The organism is uncultured Erythrobacter sp. (genome assembly GCF_947502395.1).
In the GTDB taxonomy this organism is placed as follows: Bacteria; Pseudomonadota; Alphaproteobacteria; order Sphingomonadales; family Sphingomonadaceae; genus Erythrobacter.
Map to the genome: position 1 here is coordinate 1251850 of NZ_CANMZM010000001.1, position 20934 is coordinate 1272783.

At 57.0% G+C, this 20934-nt stretch carries 23 protein-coding genes; 8 read left to right on the top strand and 15 right to left on the bottom strand.

All coding sequences use genetic code 11. From position 1 onward, the window contains the following. From Q0778_RS05770 to hisB, 10 genes are all read right to left on the bottom strand, one after another. The gene (locus tag Q0778_RS05770; RefSeq protein WP_298309053.1) at nucleotides 1–816 is read right to left on the bottom strand and encodes a cell envelope integrity protein TolA; all 816 of its coding nucleotides are present in this window, start codon (nucleotides 814–816) and stop codon (nucleotides 1–3) included. A gap of 12 nt (nucleotides 817–828) precedes the next feature. Further along, the gene (locus tag Q0778_RS05775; protein ID WP_298334682.1) at nucleotides 829–1278 is read right to left on the bottom strand and encodes a biopolymer transporter ExbD; all 450 of its coding nucleotides are present in this window, start codon (nucleotides 1276–1278) and stop codon (nucleotides 829–831) included. Next, nucleotides 1278–1988: a protein TolQ gene (gene tolQ, locus Q0778_RS05780; RefSeq protein ID WP_298309046.1), complete on the bottom strand. Its 711-nt coding sequence runs from the start codon at nucleotides 1986–1988 to the stop codon at nucleotides 1278–1280. Before tolQ ends, Q0778_RS05775 begins: the two co-directional genes overlap by 1 nt. 3 nt (nucleotides 1989–1991) lie before the next feature. Next, nucleotides 1992–2459: a YbgC/FadM family acyl-CoA thioesterase gene (locus Q0778_RS05785; RefSeq protein ID WP_298334684.1), complete on the bottom strand. Its 468-nt coding sequence runs from the start codon at nucleotides 2457–2459 to the stop codon at nucleotides 1992–1994. Between the two features lie 120 nt (nucleotides 2460–2579). After that, nucleotides 2580–2954 carry a histidine triad nucleotide-binding protein gene (locus tag Q0778_RS05790; RefSeq protein ID WP_298309041.1) on the bottom strand — a complete coding sequence of 125 codons (375 nt, stop codon included), beginning with the start codon at nucleotides 2952–2954 and terminating at the stop codon, nucleotides 2580–2582. 1 nt (nucleotide 2955) lies between these two features. Beyond that, on the bottom strand, nucleotides 2956–3270 hold the full coding sequence (locus Q0778_RS05795) for a phosphoribosyl-ATP diphosphatase (protein WP_298309038.1): 315 nt from the start codon (nucleotides 3268–3270) through the stop codon (nucleotides 2956–2958). A gap of 15 nt (nucleotides 3271–3285) precedes the next feature. Then, a complete protein-coding gene (gene hisF, locus Q0778_RS05800) occupies nucleotides 3286–4143 on the bottom strand; it encodes an imidazole glycerol phosphate synthase subunit HisF (RefSeq protein WP_298334686.1) in 858 nt (285 codons plus the stop codon). Then, a complete protein-coding gene (gene hisA / locus Q0778_RS05805) occupies nucleotides 4140–4868 on the bottom strand; it encodes a 1-(5-phosphoribosyl)-5-[(5-phosphoribosylamino)methylideneamino]imidazole-4-carboxamide isomerase (RefSeq protein WP_298334688.1) in 729 nt (242 codons plus the stop codon). Before hisA ends, hisF begins: the two co-directional genes overlap by 4 nt. Continuing rightward, a complete protein-coding gene (gene hisH / locus Q0778_RS05810) occupies nucleotides 4865–5491 on the bottom strand; it encodes an imidazole glycerol phosphate synthase subunit HisH (protein WP_298334690.1) in 627 nt (208 codons plus the stop codon). The genes hisA and hisH overlap by 4 nt, the downstream gene beginning before the upstream one ends. Nucleotides 5492–5607: 116 nt before the next feature. Then, a complete protein-coding gene (gene hisB / locus Q0778_RS05815; RefSeq protein WP_298309025.1) occupies nucleotides 5608–6213 on the bottom strand; it encodes an imidazoleglycerol-phosphate dehydratase HisB in 606 nt (201 codons plus the stop codon). A gap of 148 nt (nucleotides 6214–6361) precedes the next feature. Here hisB and Q0778_RS05820 point away from each other — a divergent pair, with 148 nt between their 5' ends. The 4 genes from Q0778_RS05820 (at nucleotide 6362) to Q0778_RS05835 (ending at nucleotide 9448) form a co-directional block, all read left to right on the top strand. After that, entirely contained in the window at nucleotides 6362–6880 is a 519-nt protein-coding gene (locus Q0778_RS05820; protein WP_298309022.1) for a ClpXP protease specificity-enhancing factor SspB, read from the top strand. 14 nt (nucleotides 6881–6894) lie between these two features. Further along, complete coding sequence (locus Q0778_RS05825) at nucleotides 6895–7302, top strand: hypothetical protein (protein WP_298334692.1); 408 nt, start codon at nucleotides 6895–6897, stop codon at nucleotides 7300–7302. 59 nt (nucleotides 7303–7361) lie between these two features. Then, entirely contained in the window at nucleotides 7362–8006 is a 645-nt protein-coding gene (gmk, locus tag Q0778_RS05830) for a guanylate kinase (protein ID WP_298309012.1), read from the top strand. 77 nt (nucleotides 8007–8083) lie between these two features. Continuing rightward, nucleotides 8084–9448, top strand: a complete 1365-nt coding sequence (locus Q0778_RS05835; protein ID WP_298334695.1) for a dienelactone hydrolase family protein — start codon at nucleotides 8084–8086, stop codon at nucleotides 9446–9448. 48 nt (nucleotides 9449–9496) lie between these two features. Here Q0778_RS05835 and Q0778_RS05840 read toward each other — a convergent pair whose 3' ends face one another. The 4 genes from Q0778_RS05840 to Q0778_RS05855 form a co-directional block, all read right to left on the bottom strand. After that, nucleotides 9497–10117 (bottom strand): hypothetical protein, encoded by a 621-nt coding sequence (locus Q0778_RS05840; protein ID WP_298334697.1) that lies wholly within the window; start codon nucleotides 10115–10117, stop codon nucleotides 9497–9499. 301 nt (nucleotides 10118–10418) lie between these two features. Further along, nucleotides 10419–11225 carry an SDR family NAD(P)-dependent oxidoreductase gene (locus Q0778_RS05845; protein ID WP_298309003.1) on the bottom strand — a complete coding sequence of 269 codons (807 nt, stop codon included), beginning with the start codon at nucleotides 11223–11225 and terminating at the stop codon, nucleotides 10419–10421. Between the two features lie 15 nt (nucleotides 11226–11240). Further along, nucleotides 11241–12380 (bottom strand): acyl-CoA dehydrogenase, encoded by a 1140-nt coding sequence (locus Q0778_RS05850; protein ID WP_298309001.1) that lies wholly within the window; start codon nucleotides 12378–12380, stop codon nucleotides 11241–11243. A gap of 72 nt (nucleotides 12381–12452) precedes the next feature. Next, nucleotides 12453–13646, bottom strand: coding sequence for an acyl-CoA dehydrogenase family protein (locus Q0778_RS05855; protein WP_298334699.1), 1194 nt, complete (start codon nucleotides 13644–13646; stop codon nucleotides 12453–12455). A 186-nt stretch (nucleotides 13647–13832) separates the two neighbouring features. On the opposite strand from Q0778_RS05855, the gene Q0778_RS05860 reads away from it, so the two are divergent. From Q0778_RS05860 to Q0778_RS05875, 4 genes are all read left to right on the top strand, one after another. Next, nucleotides 13833–14708 carry a glucose 1-dehydrogenase gene (locus Q0778_RS05860; protein ID WP_298334701.1) on the top strand — a complete coding sequence of 292 codons (876 nt, stop codon included), beginning with the start codon at nucleotides 13833–13835 and terminating at the stop codon, nucleotides 14706–14708. After that, nucleotides 14708–16147 (top strand): MFS transporter, encoded by a 1440-nt coding sequence (locus tag Q0778_RS05865; protein ID WP_298334703.1) that lies wholly within the window; start codon nucleotides 14708–14710, stop codon nucleotides 16145–16147. The genes Q0778_RS05860 and Q0778_RS05865 overlap by 1 nt, the downstream gene beginning before the upstream one ends. Before the next feature lie 98 nt (nucleotides 16148–16245). After that, on the top strand, nucleotides 16246–17580 hold the full coding sequence (locus Q0778_RS05870; RefSeq protein ID WP_298334705.1) for an acyl-CoA dehydrogenase family protein: 1335 nt from the start codon (nucleotides 16246–16248) through the stop codon (nucleotides 17578–17580). Nucleotides 17581–17648: 68 nt separating this feature from the next. Continuing rightward, on the top strand, nucleotides 17649–18719 hold the full coding sequence (locus tag Q0778_RS05875) for a phosphotransferase family protein (RefSeq protein ID WP_298334707.1): 1071 nt from the start codon (nucleotides 17649–17651) through the stop codon (nucleotides 18717–18719). Nucleotides 18720–18741: 22 nt separating this feature from the next. Here Q0778_RS05875 and Q0778_RS05880 read toward each other — a convergent pair whose 3' ends face one another. After that, nucleotides 18742–20871, bottom strand: a complete 2130-nt coding sequence (locus tag Q0778_RS05880; RefSeq protein WP_298334709.1) for a S8 family peptidase — start codon at nucleotides 20869–20871, stop codon at nucleotides 18742–18744. Nucleotides 20872–20934 lie beyond the last annotated feature (63 nt).

The window sequence follows — 20934 nt, forward strand, 5'->3', positions numbered from 1 at the left end:
TCACAGCCTTCTATCAAACCTCCACTCGGTAATGTTCTTCCAAGCGTTGTAGTACTCATCCGGCAAATCGAAAGGGGCCGCGCGTTGAACCGCACGAATGGCCCGTTCAGCGTGCAGCGGAGCTTGTGGCCGGTTGCTGTCGGTAACGCCCGACTGCCTCACCACTCGCGGACGACCATTGAGTGAACCGTCCTCATTGAGGCGAAAGGCGAGCACGGTCACCAACTGCTCGGCATCGAGCCCCGAAGGCGCATCCCAGTAAGGGCGCAATTGCCGGTTAATCGCCTGTTGGAGCGATGCCCGTGCGCTCCGGCCGATTTCATTTGCAGGAATGCGGGTTTCATCAGTGTTTGTTGCCGCACCCTCACCAGGCAAAAAGTTGTTCCCAATCCTACTTCCACCGGGGCGCTCCGATGGCCGTTCTCGAGGGGGCTGGCGCTCGGCTTCGGGACGTCGACGTGGGCTTGCGTTTGGAGGCGCGGTTCGTGACTGGGGTCGAGGTGCGGGCTGAGTTTGTGGACGCGGAGGCGGGGTCGTTTCAGTACGCTCGGGCTCTAAGGGTGCCTCTTCCGCCGGCGGTGCAGGTTCCTCGGTCAAGGTTGGACCAATGGATGCGCGGCTTTCGACAACCGGATCTGGTGCGGTCGACTCAAGGCTGACTTCAGTCGCAAGACTCACCGTCATGCGCTCAGGTATATCGGGTTCGTTAGACATAAACAGCACTTGTGCTGCCAAAACCGCAACGAGCAGGACGTGCAGGCCCACAGCGGCAATCAAGCCGATGCGGTCTTCTTTGTGAAAATGCCTGAGCTCCATACCTGACACTGGCTATGGCGCGCTAACTGAACCGTCGGTGACCAGCGAGATAGAGGTAAAACCCGCACGGCCGAGTTCCCCCATCACTGCCATCACTCGGCCGTAATCAAGAGTCCGATCGCCGCGAAGCACGATAGTCGGCAATTCGCCGCCCGCATTTCGGTCAATCGCAGCGAGTGCATCGGGAAGGCCGCCAACGGCCACAACCTCATTCTCGAGATAAACGCGGCCAGCATCATCGATACTGATTGTTATCTGTGTAGGCGTTTCCTCAACAGGGTTTGCGCGACTTTCTGGAAGCTCAATTGGAACTCCCACAGCTGGCAATGTCACCGTCACCATGAAGATGATGAGCAGCACCAGCATCACATCGACCAGAGGCGTGACGTTGATTTCAGCCATCGCCGCGCGCCGAGTGCGCTTGCCCCGCCGACGACCGGATGAGGCAACACCCATCCCCATTACGCTTTATCCAGTTCGCGGCTCAGCCCAGCATGAACTTTGTCGGCAAACCGTTGGAGCTTCGCCTCATACTGGTTCACAGTATTGCTGAACCGATTGTAGAAAATCACCGCAGGGATCGCAGCAAACAGGCCAATTGCGGTTGCAAAAAGCGCCTCAGCAATACCGGGAGCCACCACGGCAAGCGAAGCCGATTGCTGCGCGCCGATTTGGAAAAAGCTGTTCATGATGCCCCAAACGGTCCCGAAAAGTCCGACAAATGGCGCGACCGAACCGGTGGTGGCAAGGAAAGTCAGCTTTCCCGCAAGCTCATCGGCTTCCTCGGCGACTTGGCTTTCCATCGCTTGCCCAATCCGCTCGCGGGTCGCTGCACGGTCTGGGCTGCCATTCTTCGTCGAGCGCCTCCATTCGTCGAGCCCTGCTCCTGCGACACGCGCCGAGGGAATGGCCTGACGCTTGCTCTTGGATAGCGCAGCCTCGCGATCGTTGCTGCTCCAGAAGTCGAGTTCATACTCGCGGCTCGTACCGTTCAGCTTGCCTACCCGAAGCACGAAAGCGATAATGATCGCCCAGCTCCAGATGCTGGCAAGGATAAGCCCAACCATCACAGCCTGCACTATGATATCGGCATCGAGGAACAGCTCCAGCGGATCAAGCCGGGTCGAACCGAGCGCTTCACTTGCAGCAGCACTCAAAAGGGTTAAGCCCACGTATTAGTGTCCTTTTCCATCAATGAAATCTTTGAAACTTGTGACCCATTGGGCCGGTTGCCGGCGCGGTCGGCCATCGGGGGTGAGGAACCCCGCACGCACGGCGGCCGTTGAAAGTACATCATCACCACGTTTGGCGACCTGCTCCATCCGAACGCTAGCGGCGCCCACCTGGATGGCAGTTGTTTCGATCACCACGTCGTCATCAAGCTTGGCAGGGCTGATGTATTTCACCAAAATCTCGGTGACCGCATAGGCTCCCTCCCCACTCTCGATCGCCGATCGCTGATCGATCTCAAGCAATCGAAGCAGGTCCGAGCGTGCCCGCTCAAACCAACGCAGATAGTTGGCGTGATAAGTGATCCCCGAAAGGTCGGTGTCTTCGTAGTAAACCCGAACAGCATAGAGGTGGCGAGAGCCATCGATGACGCCGCCCGGAGTGTTGGGAGTGCGGGAAGTTTGGTTAACCATTACGTGGACGGGTTAGCGCGTGTGATTGGAGCATTCCAGCCGCATCTGACTGCGCACACATGAATGTCGACAGAACGAATCTTTGATACGGTGGAGCGAGCCAATCTGGGGATGAAACAGTCAGGCGATCATCCGACCCAGAGGCTGCCCGCCAAAGATATGGACATGCAGATGGGGGACTTCTTGGCCTCCGTGCGCGCCGATATTGGCAAGCAGGCGATAGCCCGGCTCCACCAACCCTTTGGCCCGCGCAACCGCGCCGACGGCCCGCACAAAACCGCCAATCTCTCCGTCTGAGGCTTTCGCACTGAAATCGTCCCAGCTCACATATTCACCTTTGGGGATCACCAAAGTGTGGACCTCGGCCTGAGGATTGATGTCCTCAAAGGCGTAGGCCCATTCATCCTCATAGACTTTGTTCGAAGGGATTTCACCGCGCAGGATTTTCGCGAATATGTTGTTTGGGTCGTAGGGTAGCGTTGGATCAATGGGCATCTTATTCGTTCCTAGAGGCCTTTTCATCGAGGCCCGAAAGCCCCTCGCGCCGGTCGAGTTCGGCGAGCACGTCTTCAAGGCTTACCCCTTGCGCTTGCAACAAGACCAGCAGGTGGAAGAGCAGGTCGGCGCTTTCGCCCACCAGCTCATCGCTCACCCCCGTCATCGCCGCGATCACTACCTCGGTCGCCTCTTCGCCGACCTTCTGAGCGATCTTAGAGGTGCCGCGAGAGTAGAGCTTTGCGACGTAAGAAGTCTCGGGCGAGGCGGTCATGCGCTCGGCAATCGTGGCTTCAAGGCGTTGGAGTGTGTCCATTTCGGCTCTCTTCACTCAAGTGCTGCGCGCGGGCAAGCCCGCATTCCGTAGCGCTGCGTGCGCTTCTGCGATCGAGTGCGTGCCGAAGTGGAAAATTGAGGCGGCTAAAACCGCGCTTGCTCCGCCTTTGGTCACGCCGTCCACGAGGTGATCGAGATTGCCAACACCACCGCTGGCGACGACAGGAATCGAGACCGCGTCCGCAATGGTGCGGGTTAGCTCAAGGTCATAACCCGCTTGCGTCCCGTCGCCGTCCATGCTGGTCACAAGCAATTCGCCCGCTCCAAGCTCAGCGACGTGCCTCGCGTATTCGACCGCATCAATCCCGGTGGGTTTGCGACCGCCATGGGTGAAGATTTCCCATTTACCCACATCCGTTCGTGCTGAGCTTGTCGAAGCACGCAAACCTTGGTCAGATAGCTGAGAGCGCCCTTCGACAGGCTCAGGGCGAACGGAGCTTGGTTCGGTCACTCTTCGAGCATCGACACTCGCCACAACGCATTGACTGCCGAACTTGGCGGCAATTTCGCTCACCAGCTCAGGCCGAGCGACGGCCGCTGAATTGATCGCAACCTTGTCTGCGCCTGCGAGCAAAAGTGCACGCGCATCCTCGGGCGATCGCACCCCGCCACCAACGGTGAGAGGCATAAAACAGACCTCTGCTGTGCGTTTGACGATATCAAGCAACGTCCCGCGCCCTTCGTGGCTTGCGGAGATATCGAGGAAGCAAAGCTCATCCGCCCCCGCTGCATCATAGGCGCGCGCTTGCTCCACCGGATCGCCAGCGTCTTTGAGATCGACGAAGTTCACGCCTTTGACGACGCGTCCATCGGCAACGTCGAGACAGGGTATGACGCGGATGCGGACGGTCACTCCCGCGCTCCCATTTGGATTGCTGCGGCCAAATCAAGCTTGCCCTCATAAAGCGCCCGCCCGGTAATCACGCCTTCGATGCCAAGGTGCGCTTGGATCGATAGGATGTGGATGTCGGAGATGCCCTTCACCCCGCCGCTGGCGATGACGGGAATGTCAACGCGCTGTGCAAGCTCCACCGTTGCATCAATGTTGACACCTTTGAGGAGACCATCGCGGCCAATGTCGGTGAAGAGCAATGAGGCAACGCCTGCATCTTCAAACCGGCGCGCCAAGTCCGCCACCGGCACATCGGACACTTCCGCCCAGCCCTCGGTCGCAACCATGCCATCTTTGGCATCCACAGCCACAACAATGCCGCCTTCCCATTCGCGGGCCATTTCTTTGACGAATTCGGGGTCTTTCAATGCCGCTGAACCCATCACGATGCGGGCCACACCAAGATTGAACCAAGCTTCAACCGCCGCTGCATCGCGGATGCCTCCTCCCAATTGCACATAGCCGGGGAAGCGTTCGATGATCGACTTCACCGCTTCGACATTGCGCGCTTCGCCTGCGAATGAACCGTCCAAGTCCACCACATGCAAATGCTCTGCCCCGCTTTCGGCAAAGATCATTGCTTGGGCGGCTGGGTCGTCACCATAGATTGTGGCGCGTTCCATATCGCCCTCGGCAAGGCGTACGACTTCGCCGCCTTTAAGGTCAATGGCTGGAAATACGATCATGGCTTCCACTCCAGAAAACGTGTGAGGGTTGCCAGCCCATAATCTTGGCTCTTCTCAGGGTGATATTGAACGCCGCAAATATTACCTCTGGTGACAGCAGCGACAAGCCCTTCTCCATGATCGGTAAGAGCCGCGACATGATAGGGGTCATCAGCGAAAAAATGATAGGAGTGAAGGAAATACGCTTCACCCGCCTCCACAACCTCGTGGTTCTTCGCATGGGGCATAAGCGCAACATCATTCCAGCCCATGTGCGGGATTTTGATTGCAGGATCATGCGGGGTGATCAGTTTGACCTCCCCCGGAATCCAATCGAGCCCTTCGTGGCTGCCGTGTTCCAGCCCGCGGGTCGCAAGCAATTGCATGCCCACACAGATACCAAGGAAAGGCGCGCCGCCAAGGCGAACACGCTCTTCCAGCGCCTCGATCATCCCAGGGACCGCGCGCAGCCCATCAGCGCACGCCTTGAACGCGCCAACGCCCGGCAGGACAATCCGGTCCGCCCCGCGCACCATATCGGCATCGGCCGTTACGGTGACATTGGCACCGACCGCTCTAAGAGCATTGTGCACCGAATGGAGATTGCCTGCCCCGTAATCAATCAGGGCGACGGTATTAGTCATTTTTACTTTGCGCGCGCCCATCCGGGCGCGCGTCCTCGCTAGACGGGCATACAAACTGCCCCCGCTGCGGGCGGCCGATCGGCCTTGCGATCGCAGCGCGACCGAGAGGCGTTTTCCTAACCACCAAGCTGCCCCTTCGTGCTTGGGATTGCTTCACCTTTGCGAGGATCACGCTCGACCGCAATGCGCATGGCGCGTGCAAAGCCTTTGTATAGGCTCTCACAAATATGGTGGTTGTTTTGGCCGTAGAGCAGCTCGCAATGCAATGTCAGACCTGCTGATTGCGCGATGCTCTCAAACCAATGCTGGATCAACTCTGTGTCCCATTCGCCCAGTTTTTCCTGAGAAAACTTCGCGTTCCAAACACAATAAGGCCGCCCGGAGATATCCAACGCCACACGGCTCAGCGTTTCATCCATGGGCGAATAGGCGCTGCCATAACGGCCAATCCCAGCCTTATCTCCCAGTGCATCCAAAAGCGCCTGCCCCAGGGCAATCGCCGAATCTTCGGTCGTGTGATGCTGGTCAACGTGCAAATCGCCTTCGACCTTCATCGTTACATCGATAAGTGAGTGTTTGGAAAACTGCTCAACCATATGATCCAGAAAGCCAATTCCGGTCGAAACATCATAGGCCCCGGTCCCATCCAGATCGACTTTAATCAGGATGGAGGTTTCAGCGGTGTTGCGCTCAACTTTGCCGATGCGTGTGCCTGTGCTCATGAGAGAAAGCCTATAACCGTGCCCTCAAGGCTTGCAAGCGATTGGACCATGAGCAGCATCGGTTTGTAGTTATCCCGCCGATTATGAGGCGAATCGCGCACGAAATGCTTGACCCGGCTCCCGCCTCTCGTCACCACTAGTCAACGTGATGACAGAAGATACACCCGATAGCCTGATCCCGTATGACGAGATCGTGCAGGAAGCGCTCCGCGCTGTGGTCGGGCGCGTGCTCGGTGAAATTGTGCGCGGTGGCAGTGAACTGCCCGGCAATCATCACTTTTACATCACCTTCAAGACAGGTGCGACCGGCGTATCGATCCCCGATCACCTTCGCGAACGCTTCCCCGATGAGATGACCATCGTACTCCAGAACAAATTCTGGGATTTGGAAGTGCGGGACGACGGCTTCACTGTAGGGCTGTCCTTCAATCAAATTCCGGCCAAGCTCGAGATTCCGTTTGCTGCGATAACGGCATTCGTCGATCCGGCGGTCGATTTTGGCCTTCAATTTCAGGCGTCAGTTTCCGATCTCGAGCACGAAGAGCACGATCTTGCCGAGAACGATGCCGAGCTTGGCAGCGATACAGCCGAAAGCGCAATCGGCGAGGAGCCCGATGACAGCGATGGCTCCAACGTTGTGACGGTTGATTTTGGGCGCAAGAAATAGGCAAGCTGGGTCCAATGACCTCGCCATCCCAGGGCCAATCGAGCGATCGTGACGCAAGTGCACCCGATCACCAGGGGGGTGCGTCCAACGCCAAGCCCTCTAAAGGCAAACTCCCCCCTGCTCCAACTGCCGGAACAGCGGTAAATCTCGCTATTGCCGAGATCGTGTTGCGGGGCGTTGCAGACCGGATGCGTGGCAAGGTTCAGGCAGATATCTCCAAGGCCGTCATAGAAAAACGCAAAGCCGATCAAGCCGACGCGGTCGATGGGCGCTCACTCCTAACCTCGGTGGGCCTTTATGGCGCAGCGCGTCTCGCCAAGCGCTCGCGGGCGGGACTTGGGCTTGTGGCTGGAGGGCTTCTGGCAAAATCACTCTATGACCGTGGCAAAGCGGTGCGCGAAAGACGCAAGCGCAGACGATAGGCTCGCGATAACCTGCTTGGAGGTCTTGATTTCAGCGCCAGCCAAGCGCATCGGGACCTATGAGCGACGACAAGAGCAACGATAAACTCGCCCGCCGCGGCCTCCTGTTCATACTCTCCTCGCCTTCGGGCGCTGGCAAGACCACCTTGTCGCGCGAATTGCTGGCCAAGGATGAGGATATTCGGCTTTCTGTATCCGCCACAACACGGCCGCCTCGCCCTGGTGAAGTGGATGGTAAGGACTATTACTTTATTTCGGACGCAGAGTTCGATCGGATGGTTGAAAAAGACGATTTCTACGAATGGGCGCCAGTATTTGACCATCGCTATGGCACACCGAAAGGTGCGATCCGCGAAGGGTTGAAGCGCGGGCAGGATTACCTCTTCGACATCGACTGGCAAGGCACGCAGCAGCTGAAACAGAAGGATGATCAAGACGTCGTTACCGTCTTCGTACTTCCTCCCAGCCTCACTGAATTGCGCCGCCGTTTGGAAAACCGCGCGCAAGATTCGGCCAAAGTGATTGATGGTCGCATGGAGCGCGCACGCGATGAAATCAGCCACTGGGCCGAATACGACTATGTCGTGGTCAATGACGATATGGAGGGCTGCTTTGCGCAAGTGTGCGAAATCCTCCACGCAGAAAGAATGCGGCGGAAACGGCAGACGGGGCTGATCCCGTTTGTGCGCGAATTGATGGGGTAGCTTTGGATCTGTTGTCGACCCAAGTGCAGCGGTGTTGCCTGCCTGCAAATAGACATCTGGCTGCGAGGAGACACTAAATGAAAAAGCGATATCTCTTAGCTGGCGCGTTGGGCCTTACCGCGATTGTAGTTGGCGGCGGTGCCTATGTCGTCGCGCCAACAATCCATCCCGGGCAGACCGGAGAAGCTCCCGAACTTGGCCGACACGGCTCCTATGCAATCGGCACGGTTGAGGTTTCTTTTGAACTTGCCAACCGAAGCGCAATCACGGGCACGAGCCTTGTTACAGGCAATCTTGAACCGGTTGATCGCTCGATCCAGGTTCGAATCTGGTATCCTGCAGTCCCTGGCACCGGCGAAGACCCCCAACCGCTCGCCCACCTGATGGAAATGCCGAGACTAGCCCCCTTTGAGATTGTCAGCCAAAGCATCGCCCGACCAGATGCCGAAGCGGCGACCGGTGAGAAGTACCCATTGGTCTTGATTTCTCATGGCTTCGGAGGCTGGAACACGCAGCTGAGCAACCTCGCTGAGCACCTCGCGACGCGCGGTTATGTCACGGCCTCCATCGATCATGACGACATGCCCGTAGACAGCCCCGCAAGCTTTATCGTCTCATTTGGAAACGTGCTTGCCGATCGTACGGTCGATCAGCTTCAAGTGCTCGAACAACTCGTCACAAATGCAAATACGGCGCAGCTTGGCTATCCCACCTTGATCGATGTCGGAAAGATCGGGGTGATCGGGTATTCGATGGGCGGATATGGCGCAATTACCACAGCAGGCGCTTCATACAGGACTGACGAGGGCCCGCTCTCCAACCTCCCCACAGCTTCAATCGAACGCATGGCTGAGGCTGAGGCAACTGAGCTCGATATCGACGCCTTGGTTGCTCTTGCGCCGTGGGGTGGTCAACCTGACAACCGCGCTTGGTCTCAACGGTCACTGGCAGAGCTTGAGGTGCCGACGCTGATTATCTCGGGAGATCAGGACGATATCGTAAACTTCGATCAGGGTGTGAGTTGGTTGTTCAACAATATGGTGAACAGCGACCGCTATCTCTTGGTCTATCGCGAGGCTCGCCACAACATCGCTGGCAACCAATTTGACGTTGGGCCTGACGTTCCCTTCAGTGCGACTGAATTCCTGCGCGAACCTGTCTGGCGCACCGACCGGTTGAACGCGATCAATCAGCACTTTGTTACATCGTTCCTCGATTGGAAACTCAAGGGGCGCGCGGAGGCTGCCGCATACCTTGATGTGCCGACAACCGACTCAAACGAAAGCGAATGGCCGATAGGTTTCAACGAACACCTGAACGGCACCTTGGCTGGCGAAAAGCAGGATAGCCATTGGCGCGGATTTCAACGCCGATGGGCCGTCGGGATGGACCTTCACATCGTCTCAGCGGGCGAACGCGGAGAAATATCAACGCGGGAGTGAATGAGGCGGCGCAGTTTATTTCAATGCACTGAGACTTCGGGCCTTACCTCAAGTCGTCTGCCGGCGTTCTAATTGCTCAAGCAGTTCATTCAACTGGTTCTCCAAAATCGCGCCGCTGTCGCCGCCACCGTAGTTGAGAACACCGCTTGTGAAGGTCGTACCAAAGGTGTCGGCGAGCGATTTGGTCTGAAGCACGCCTGAAGCAAAGTCGCGTGTTGTCAGGCTGTCGAGCGGGTGGACGAACGCGCCCCACACAACGCCCTGACCAATCGCATATCGCGCATCCAGCGCGGTATCGAAATTGGCCTGCATCAACCGTTCGAGCGCTTGCGGAGGAAGTGCGCTGGCTTCCGCGATCGGGGTGATGATCCTCATCCGGCCAGCGCTTGCATCGGTCACCACAATCAACATCCGCTCTTCGACGGTGAACTGCCAATTGTTGCCATTGCGCTCGGCCTCACCGTCAAGTGCACCGATGACTTCGCCAATCATGTCTAGCGAAGCCTGGTTCTCAGGTGAGATCGCGGCCGAACCATCACTCTCCGGAGATGCTGCCTCACCGCTGAGTCCAGGAGAAGGCTGAACCTCTTGAGCCAAGGCCATTTGATAGGCGGCCCCGCTCAGGCCAAGCGCGCCCAGAGTGATCATTAGGCGACGACGTTTGGGCATTGGCACGGGGCACTCTCCTTCTTGTGAAACTTGTGAAAGCTCTTGAACATGTTTCGTTGGAAATGGGGTTGCCGTTACAACGTTTGGAGAGAAATTGCGTTCGGGCCAGGGCTAGGAACGCACTTGCCTCACAGCGGCAAGCTCTGCTGGACCACATTGACTATCGTTCTATCTTTCCAAGTAGAAAGCCCCGCTGGTCGGCGGGGCTTTTCATAATATGGGAAAAGGCGTTATTCGAGCATTTCCAAATGCCTTCGTCCTTCAGTGTTTTCAAGACTTGCTGCCGGTGCAGGCGGCCAGACTACTCGCCGGATGGGTCGACGAAGTTTCCTGCGCCGACGTTGGCGTTCACCACGCCACCATCGATTGCGATGGTTGTACCCACAACGTAATCGCCTGCGCGGCTGAGCAGGTAGATCGCACCGCCCGCCATATCCATCGTATCGCCAACGCGCTTTGATGGGATGCCGCGTTCGACCAATTTTTCGTTGTCACGCGCCGCCTTATTCATGTCGCTTGGGAATGCGCCTGGGCCGATACCGTTGACGATGATATTGTCGTTCACAAGCTCGGCGGCCATCCGGCGGGTCAAGTGGATCAAGCCAGCCTTGGATGCCTGATAGGGATAGGTCGGCCAAGGGTTCGACTTCATCCCGTCGATCGAAGCAATCATGAGGACCTTCGCAGGACGCTCAGCAGTACCAGCCGCCTTCAAAAGACCGTGCAATCTCTGGGTCAGGAAAAACGGAGTTTTTACGTTCAGATCCATCGTACGGTGCCAGCCCGCTTCACTGAATTCGGTGAACGGTTCGCCCCAAGCAGCGCCAGCATTATTCACGAGAATGTCGAGCTTGTCTTCGCGCGATGCTATCTCATCGGCGAGCGTTTGAATGCCGTCCATCTGACTAAGATCAGCGACTAGGCCGATCACTTTATCGCCAAGCTCAGCGGTGGTCGCATCGACCTGCTCTTTTTTACGTGCGCAGATGTAAACACGCTCAGCGCCAGCAGCGAGGAGCCCTTCGACGATCATCTTGCCGATGCCGCGCGAACCGCCGGTGACGAGTGCGACGCGCCCCTCAAGGCTGAAAAGTGAATTGATATCCATGTTGTATTCTCTCTCTTAGTAGCCGCTGAGTTCCGCCACGCGGTTGGCGTGGAAGTACGCATCGCCAAGGAACTCGGCGAGCGCGCGGTCGCGTTTCATATACAGGCCGATATCGTATTCGTCGGTCATCCCGATGCCGCCGTGCATTTGCACGCCTTCCTTGACCGCAAGGCCTGCAGCCTTGGCAACCTTGGATTTGGCTACGCTCGTCATAAGGTCCGCCGATGGCGCGCCTTCGTCGAGCAATTGCTGGGCCTTGATCGTGACAGCCCGGGCGATTTCGACCTCGGAGTAGAGGTGGGCTGCCCGGTGCTGGAGCGATTGGAACTCCCCGATCAACTTGCCGAACTGCTTGCGCTGTTTGAGGTAGTCGACGGTCATATCCATCGCGCCTTGTGCAACGCCTACGCCTTCAGCAGCCACGCCTACACGGCCTGCGGCGAGCATAGCGTTGAGGATCTCGCGTCCGCCATCGACCTCACCGATGACCGCATCACCATCAAGCTCGACGCCGTCAAATTTGATGTGGCTCGCCATCGCACTATCGACCAGGCGAACCGGGTCTTGGTGCATGCCGCTCGCGTCCTTAGGAACGGCAAAGAGAGTGATGCCGTCCTCGTCTTCGTCCGAGCCACTTGTGCGCGCAGCCACCACGATCATATCCGAGCTTGCGCCTTGGATGACGAAACTCTTGGAACCCGAGAGCTTGAAGCCGTTGCCCGATTTTTCCGCCTTGGTCGAAATCCGACTTGGGCGGTGCTTTGCGGTTTCGTCAATTGCTACGGCAAAGACGCTATCGCCTTCGATAAGGCCAGGCAAGTAACGACCTTTGAGATCGGAAGACCCATGGCCGAGCGCAGTCGCCGCCAATACAGACGAGGTCAGAAATGGCGAAGGTGTCAGATTGCGGCCGATCTCTTCGAGCACGATGCCAGCCTCGACATGGCCCATGCCAAGCCCGCCGTCATCCTCGGCAACGAGCATACCGGTAAAGCCCATCTCAGCCATTTGCTTCCAAAGCGCATGACCAAACCCATCCGGGCAATCGCGATCACGCCAATGGCGCAGTTGTTTATTGATGTTGCCTTCTTCGGCCATGAAGCCGGAGGCGCTGTCGGCGAGCATCGCCTGATCTTCTGTGTGAAACAGAGGCATTGTTTTGTCTCCTATACCGCCCTTCCCCACCCCGCAGGATGTAGGGAAAAGGGGCATCCAATGTCATTATGCTTAGCCGCCTGGCAATTCGAGGATGCGCTTCGAAATGACGTTGAGCATCACTTCCGAAGTGCCGCCTTCAATCGAGTTCGCTTTGGTACGCAGCCAATCGCGAGGTGCTTTACCACCACGTGTCTCTTCGCTTTCCCATTCAAGAGCACGCGAACCACCAGCGCTCATCATAAGCTCATGGCGGCGCTTGTTGATCTCGGTTCCGACGTATTTCATCATGTTGGGCAGTGCCGGATGGCCTTTGCCAGCCTTCATCTCGTCCATGAACTTCTCGGCCATGGCGGTAAACGCCAGTGCATCCACGTCGAACAATGCCATTTCACTACGAAGAACCGCGTCGATCTCATCACCGGTTTTGCCAGCGTGACGCTTCATCGCGGTGCCGATTGCGGTGGTGCGTTCGCCGCCACCCATACCAGAGATCATCTCACGCTCGTGACCCAAGAGGTACTTCGCAACATCCCAGCCGCGATTGATCTCACCCACAAAGCCCGGGCAATCTTCGCCATAGCTTTTGGGGACGCTGACATTGTCAAAGAAAGTCTCACAGAATGGGCTGTTGCCACTGATGAGGAGGATCGGCTTGGTCGATACGCCATCGCCCGTCATATCAAAGAGCATGAAAGTGATGCCCTTGTATTTGTCTTCCTTGTTGGTCCGCACAAGGCAGAAAATCCAATCGGCTTTGTCTGCATAAGAGGTCCAGATTTTCTGGCCATTGACGATCCAATGATCGCCTTTGTCTTCGCCGTAAGTCTGCATCGAGACGAGGTCAGAGCCTGAGCCCGGCTCTGAATATCCCTGACACCAGCGAATTTCGCCGCGGGCGATCTCATTGAGGAAGCGCTTTTTCTGGCCTTCTGTACCAAATTTCAAAAGCGCTGGGCCAAGCATCCAGATGCCAAAGCTGGAAAGCGGTGGACGAGCTCCGATGCGAGCCATTTCCTGGCGCAAAACCTTCGCTTCGGGTGCGCTAAGACCAGCACCGCCATACTCCTTGGGCCATGATGGAACGGTGTAGCCCTTGTCACGGGCAGCCTCGAACCATGCCTTTTGGGCATCGCTTTGGAAGGTAGCGTTGCGCCCCCCCCAATAGACATCGCCATCATCGCGAACGGGCTGACGCATTTCTTGCGGGCAATTCGCCTCGAGCCATGTGCGGGTTTCTTGGCGGAAGTTCTCCAAATCGGACATGCCGACTCCTCTCAAATGAGTTCTAAGGCTTGACGCTTACGTTATGGTCATTTGTGCTCTTGCCGCAAGCTTCGTTCGACGCGAAATGCAAGAAGAGCCGTTTGCCGTAACGTCACCTTCACTAGCGTTGACGACCCGGTCACTTCCGTTAGGTTGCAAATTGAGATTGAGAGAGGAAAGTCAACCATGCGATTCTCGGGAAAGACCGTGGTCGTGACCGGCGCCGCTTCTGGGATCGGTGCTGAAAGCGCAAGGCTCTTTGCCCGCGAAGGGGCGGTGGTGTTCGCCAGCGACATTGATAGCGATGGCGGTGCGAAACTGGCTGCCGAAGCTGACGGCGATGTCCGCTTTGTGCATTGCGATGTCACGGATCCAGCCTCGATAAAGGTTCTGATGGACCATGCCGCAAACGAAAGCGGCGGGATTGATGTGGTCTTCAACAACGCCGCTGCTGGCGGAGCGCGGGCTCCCATCGATGAGATTGAGCCCGAAGAGTGGGACTGGACGATGGACTTGGTCCTTCGATCGGTCGCCTTTGGCATCCGCTATGCGGCGCCGCATATGAAGGGCCGTAAAGGGGCTTCAATCGTAAATGTCTCAAGCGTTGCTGCGGTAGGCCCCGGCTATTCACCCACCGCCTATGCCGTTGCAAAAGCGGGTGTTTTGCACCTTACCAAATGTGCAGCCGCGGACTTAGCGCAGCACGATATCCGCGTAAACGCGGTGCAGCCTGGCTTCATCAACACCAACATCTTCACTGAGTCGATCGAGGTGCCCGAAGAGATGAAGATGGCCGCCAAGGGGATGATTGCGCAAATGTCGTCGAACGCGCAGCCGGTCAAGCGCGGCGGTCAGCCAGGAGATATTGCTGAAGCAGTTGCTTATCTTGCCAGCGATGCAGCAAGTTTCGTTACGGGCACATCGCTCATTGTTGATGGTGGCATTACTTTAGGTCCGCGCCATTCCTGGGATCCCGATGAAGCGACCTTGTTTGAAGGTCTTGAAAAGATGGAAGCGGAAGCCAAAGCGGCTGCTGAAAAATCAGCGGCGGCTGCCACCTGATGCAAAGCGCCATCACTGGTCCCATTCCGCTTCGTTTCAAACTGATCCACGGCTTCGGTGCTGTGGCGTTCGGTGTGAAAGACATTGGTTTCCAGTTCTTCCTGCTGTTTTACTACAGCCAGGTCATGGGAATGGATGCCTCGCTTGTAAGCTTGGCCCTCCTTTGCGCCTTGCTGATCGATGCGGTGATCGATCCGATCCTCGGAAATTTGTCCGACAGGACATACACCAAATGGGGCAGGCGTTTGCCGTGGCTCTATGCAGCCCCCGTACCTCTGGCATTCGCCTGGGTGGTGCTTTGGTCAGCGCCCGGTGGGAGCGTACCGACATTCTGGGAACTCCTCGGAATTGCCGTCGTCGTTCGGGTCCTTCTATCGTGCTGTGAAGTGCCCTCGGCTTCGCTTATTCCAGAGATCACGGCCGACTATGACGAGCGAACCACACTCTTTCGCTTCCGCTACATCGAAGGGTGGCTCGGCGGCATCTTGATGCTGACCCTATCGTACACAATCTTCCTTGGGGGCGAGAACGGCCAGCTTAACGCGGATGGGTATCGCGACTTTGCCATTGTAGGCGGTATCCTGATGGTGATCTCAGTCGTGGGCTCAGCATTGGGACAGCACAAGGTGTTGGCGCGATTGCCGGAAACAAAGCCAGAGCGATTTACATTTAAGGCCTGTTTCGAAGAGATCTTTGAGGCATTTAGAGAGCGGGCTTTCCTGATCTTCGGAGCAGGCGCTCTCACGGCATATGTCAATCAAGGTATCAGTTTCTCGCTCACCCCCTATGTCACCGCATACATCTGGCGGCTCGATACGGTTGCTATTCCAGGTCTACCTGAAAGCATCACGGCGCTTAGCCTGTACCCGTTGATTTTGGCGATCTCTGCTTTCGCGATGTTCTTTTTGGTTGGCCCCATGCACACACGGTTTGGCAAGCCAGCAAGCGCGGCGCTTGGGGCCGGAGGCACAGCACTCTTCACCTTGCTTCCTTATATGGCGCTCTATTTCGGGTTCTGGCCAGCGCTCGACACGCTTGCATCGGCTACCCTGCTTTATGCGATGCTTCTGATCGGAAACACGCTTTCCATCGTCACTTTGATCTCAGCTACGTCCATGCTTGCTGAGATCGTAGAGGCCTATCTCGAACGCACTGGCCGCCGTGCTGAGGGCGCATTTTATTCAGGCAATTGGTTGATCCAGAAGTGCGCAACAGGGCTAGGCATCTTCCTGACTGGACAGTTCTTGAGCGCTATTCAGTTCGCAACGGACGCCAAGCCTGGCGAGGTACCAGAGGCCGTTATCGGCAATCTGATACTATTCTTCGCGCTTGGTACAGCAGCATTGCTCGCAAACTCTGCATATTGGCTGTGGCGCTTCCCAATCACTCGTCAGGAACACGAGGCACGCATTCAGCGCCTCACAAAAGGCGCCGTATAAAGCTTCACAAAAATGAGACCTTGGCGCGGCCGCTCAGCCATGCCACGATGATTTCCAACTTCACCCCATTTGATCGAGATAAGAGAGGTAAACCAGCCATGGATTTTGAACCCACAGAACGCCAGGTCTATTGGCGCGACCGAGTGCGCAATTTCATTGAAAAGCACGTGCGCCCCAATATGGATACCTACAAAGCGCAGGACGCTGAGGGTGACCGCTGGAAAGTCATCCAGATTATCGAAGACAAGAAGGCAATCGCGAAAGAAGAGGGCATTTGGAACCTCTTCATGCCGCCGCGCAATGATGGCCACCACCACGTTGAAGAGACGTTTGAGTTTGAAGGCCCCGGTCTTACCAACCTCGAATATGCTCTGTGTGCCGAAGAAATGGGCCGCATTGGCTGGGCCTCAGAAGTGTTCAACTGCTCCGCGCCTGATACCGGCAATATGGAAGTGTTCCACCGCTACGGAACGATTGAGCAAAAGGAACAGTGGCTGCGCCCAATTATGAACGGCGAAATCCGTTCTGCCTTCCTTATGACAGAGCCCTTCACCGCTTCATCAGATGCAACCAACATTGAAACCAGCATTGTTCGCGATGGTGATGAATATGTGATCAATGGCCGCAAATGGTGGTCGTCGGGTCTGGGCGATCCGCGCTGTAAGGTCTCCATCGTGATGGGTAAGACCGACACATCCGCGGGCCGTCATGCACAGCAATCCATGCTGCTTATGCCAAACGATGCGCCGGGCGTGAACATCATCCGTCACCTGCCAGTGTTCGGCTATGACGATGCGCCGCACGGCCACATGGAAGTGGAAATGAAGGATGTTCGCGTTCCTGTCACCAACATGCTGCTTGGCGAAGGTCGCGGGTTTGAGATCGCTCAAGGGCGCCTTGGCCCAGGCCGTATCCACCACTGCATGCGCACCATTGGCGTTGCTGAAGAGGCGCTGGAGAAGATGTGTAAGCGTCTGCAAGAGCGAGAAGCGTTTGGTAAGCCAATCTACAAGCATTCGGTTTGGGAAGAGCGCGTCGCGCGTGCCCGTATTGACATCGATATGACACGTCTCCTGTGCCTCAAAGCGGCCGATATGATGGACAAAGTCGGCAATAAAGCAGCCAAGCAAGAGATCGCCATGATCAAGGTGCAGGCACCGAACATGGCTCTCAAAATCATCGACGATGCCATCCAAGCCCACGGCGGCGGCGGCGTGTCGAACGACTACGGCCTTGCCAATGCCTATGCGCATCAACGCACTCTTCGCCTCGCAGATGGTCCTGATGAAGTGCACGCACGGTCCATCGCACGTATGGAATTTGGTAAGCACGTTCCCAACGAAGGACCAACGGCCAACGCCCTTCGCGGCGGTGCAAAGGCTGCCAATGCCGGGAGCAGCTTCAGCTCTGGCGACATGGGCGTAGCTCGGTGATCAATGAAGGCGTCGCCTCAACTGGCGACGCCTACTAGGCAACGCCATGGAAGCGGCGAGGACAATTGATGGATATTGATTTCGACAAGGAAATGGTCGGCACCATTGAGGTGCCAGACAAAGACAAGCTCAACCTGGAGGCTCTGACCGCGTGGTTCGAAGCCAATGTGGACGGCTTTGAAGGACCGATCAGCTATACCAAGTTCAAAGGTGGCCAGTCGAACCCGACCTATAAAATCGAAACGACCGCCACCAATTACGTCCTTCGCCGTCAGCCATTCGGTAAACTCCTGCCCTCCGCGCACGCAGTTGACCGCGAATACGCCGCGATGAAGGGTCTGCATCCAACCGGCTTCCCCGTGCCAAAAACCTATGGTCTTTGCGAAGATCCAGAAGTTCTTGGCTCCAAATTCTTCGTCATGAGCATGGCCGATGGCCGCTCGCTGTGGAACGGTGCCCTTCCCGGCATGGAACCTGATGAACGCCGGGCGATCTATAACGCTCTCATCGACACCATTGCCGACATGCACCTAAACAAGCCCGACGAAATCGGACTTGGCAGCTATGGCAAACCGACAGACTATTGCGCCAGGCAGATCGCGCGTTGGTCCAAGCAATACAAGCTCTCTGAGACCGAGCATATGCCAAAGATGGAGCGGTTGATTGAATGGCTCCCAGAGACCATTCCGCAACAACATGAGAGTTCGGTCGTCCATGGCGACTATCGCCTCGACAATGTGATCTTTCACAAAACAGAACCGCGGATCATTGCGGTGCTTGATTGGGAGCTCTCCACCCTTGGCGATCCGATTGCCGACTTCTCTTACCTGATGCTCAACTGGTTCCAGCCATCCGAAGGGCGGGCGGGCCTGCTCGACCTCGATCTTGAGGCACTTGGAATTCCCACGGTTCAGGAGGCTGTTGACCGCTATGTTGCGCGCACAGGTTACCCAGTGCCCCCGATGGAGTGGTACTTTGCGTACAATCTCTTCCGGCTAGCTGGGATTATGCAGGGGATCAAAAAGCGCGTTCTCGATGGCACGGCATCATCAGCCCATGCCAAGTCTATGAGCGAGAGGGTCGCGCCCTTGGTCGATCGTGCTTATGAATTCGCGCTTGAAGCGGGGATGCCGGAGTAAGGCATCCCGCTCCAAATCAACTTCAGAAGTAAGAGCTAAGCGAGATCAGTGCGCCTACATCACTTGACGCATCGCGGAAATGCCCTGGCTGATTGCGATAATAAACGCTGGTTGAAACCGTCCCGAATGGGAGGCTCCCGCGCCAGCCAAGTTCACCAATGACTTCACGACCCGAAGGTGTCAGCGACAACGACTGTCTGCCTGCAATCGCGCTCTCGGTTGCGTAGTCATAGTCAACCGGCAGCTCAAACTGCAACGCGCCGCCGTTTACGCGTAAGGGTTGACTAAACCGCAGGCCAAGGCTGTCGGATTGCGAGAAGACCCCATAGCGGGTCAAATCTAGAGACCACCCTTGCGTATTGATCTGCGAACCCGCTCCGATGAGAGAACCGCCAAGGGGGCGGGTAAAGCCTGCCCGATAGGTCGCGCCCACTTGCCAATATCTTCCGATAGATCGTGAAAGCCTTCCATCCAGGAATATGCTCTGCGCCCCTTGCAATCCCAAAGCTGGGTTGAAATGTGCGCCAAGAAGCGTGTCCTGCTCTAACAGAAGGGTTGCTCCGGCATTGATGTCAAATCCTGCCCATTGGCGATCCGCCGCGAGGCCAACACGAGTGGTCGGTCTGCGATCGCGCCTGCCGGTACGTGCATCGTCTGCGTTACGGAAGTCTGTAAGCCATGCGCGCCCACGCTCAGCCGATACAGTAAAGCCCCAGTCACCGATCTCACGCCGGGTGGCGACCGCGATCTCGCTACTGCCGAGGAAGCCGCTGTCGTTGCCAGCTTCGGGTGCAATTTGGAATGCGCCACGCCTTGAGCCTTGCAATTGGGCCACCAGGCCAGACGCGCTTTGAGCGATGGCCAATCCAACCTGCATGTCTGGCGCAATCCTCGCCGCCACGCGTCCCGCCAACACGCGAGCGCCGAATGCCTCTCCGCTGTTCAGTTGAAGGCTCTCAACCCAGCCAAGCCCGGCTGCGCGCTGCCCTTCACCAACCGTCACAGCCACCGATAGCAAATCATTACCAGCCACGCGCGTATGCCCACCCTGCTCCACTGCTCCGCGCAGGCGTTGAACTTGAGGGGCATTGCTAGTGTTCTGGCCAAGGTCCAGCGTGAAAGCACGGTCAAACCGGTCGGTCACGATTGTGGTAAGCGAAGCTGTGCTCAACGCATCACCCATGGCCGCCGAACCCATTGCGAAATTGTCTGCCAGCGCCAAGACATTCCCAGTCCCGGCCACGGTCGTCGCGCCTTGAGGTTCAAATGCCGCGGCGATATCCAGCAAACCCGTGCCGAAGATATTATCCGTTCCAATCTCACCCACATCGCGTGCTGTCGTGAGCAACAACTCGACAATCTCTTGACCGGTGAGATTAGGAAAGGCTTGCGCCAACAGTGCAACCGCACCTGCTACTTGTGGGGCTGCAAAACTCGTCCCAGAGAAGAGCGTCACAAAGTCCTGCCCATCGATGTTCTCGACGAACAGCTCACCGTCGTCGTAGACACAACAGATCCGCTCACCACGAGCAGAGATATAGCTGTTGGCAAATCTTCCCGCGACGTTCGTAAAACTCGAGATGTCACCGTTATCGTCGACCGATCCGACGACAATCACACTGTCTCCGCCTGCCTCCAGCAATGTGCGCGTGAACTCATCAGTCTCGTTTGGCCCAAGTCCATCATTGCCCGCCGCGGCGACAATCACCAGACCGGCATCCGCTGCACGGCGCACGGCATCCTGCAATTCAGGTGATGCCGCGCTTCCTCCCAAGCTCAGATTGACCACTGCAGCCCCCGCAGCCACTGCGACATCTATGCCGCGCGCGATATCGCTGTCAGCGAACACGCAGCCTAGCGTCGAGTCTTGCGGCGTATCTTCGCCGCACGAGCCCGGCCTATCAGCTCGAAGAGCCAATACCTGCGCGTCAAAGGCAATTCCAAGCACGCCAATGTCATCGCGCCCACCTGCGGCAACCAGGGCAACATTTGTTCCGTGATCATCCTCAGGATCCACTGGACGCGCTGATCCCGTTACATCCTGTGAGTCGGGGTGAATTCGACCCTCAAATTCTGGGCTGTCGATATCAATTCCCGTGTCGACAATCGCGATAATCTCATCTGCACCAGTGCTCCCATCGAGCCAGGCCACTTCCGCCCCGTGAAATCCGGGCCCATCCGATCGTCTAAATTCCGCAGTATCAAAAGATGACGG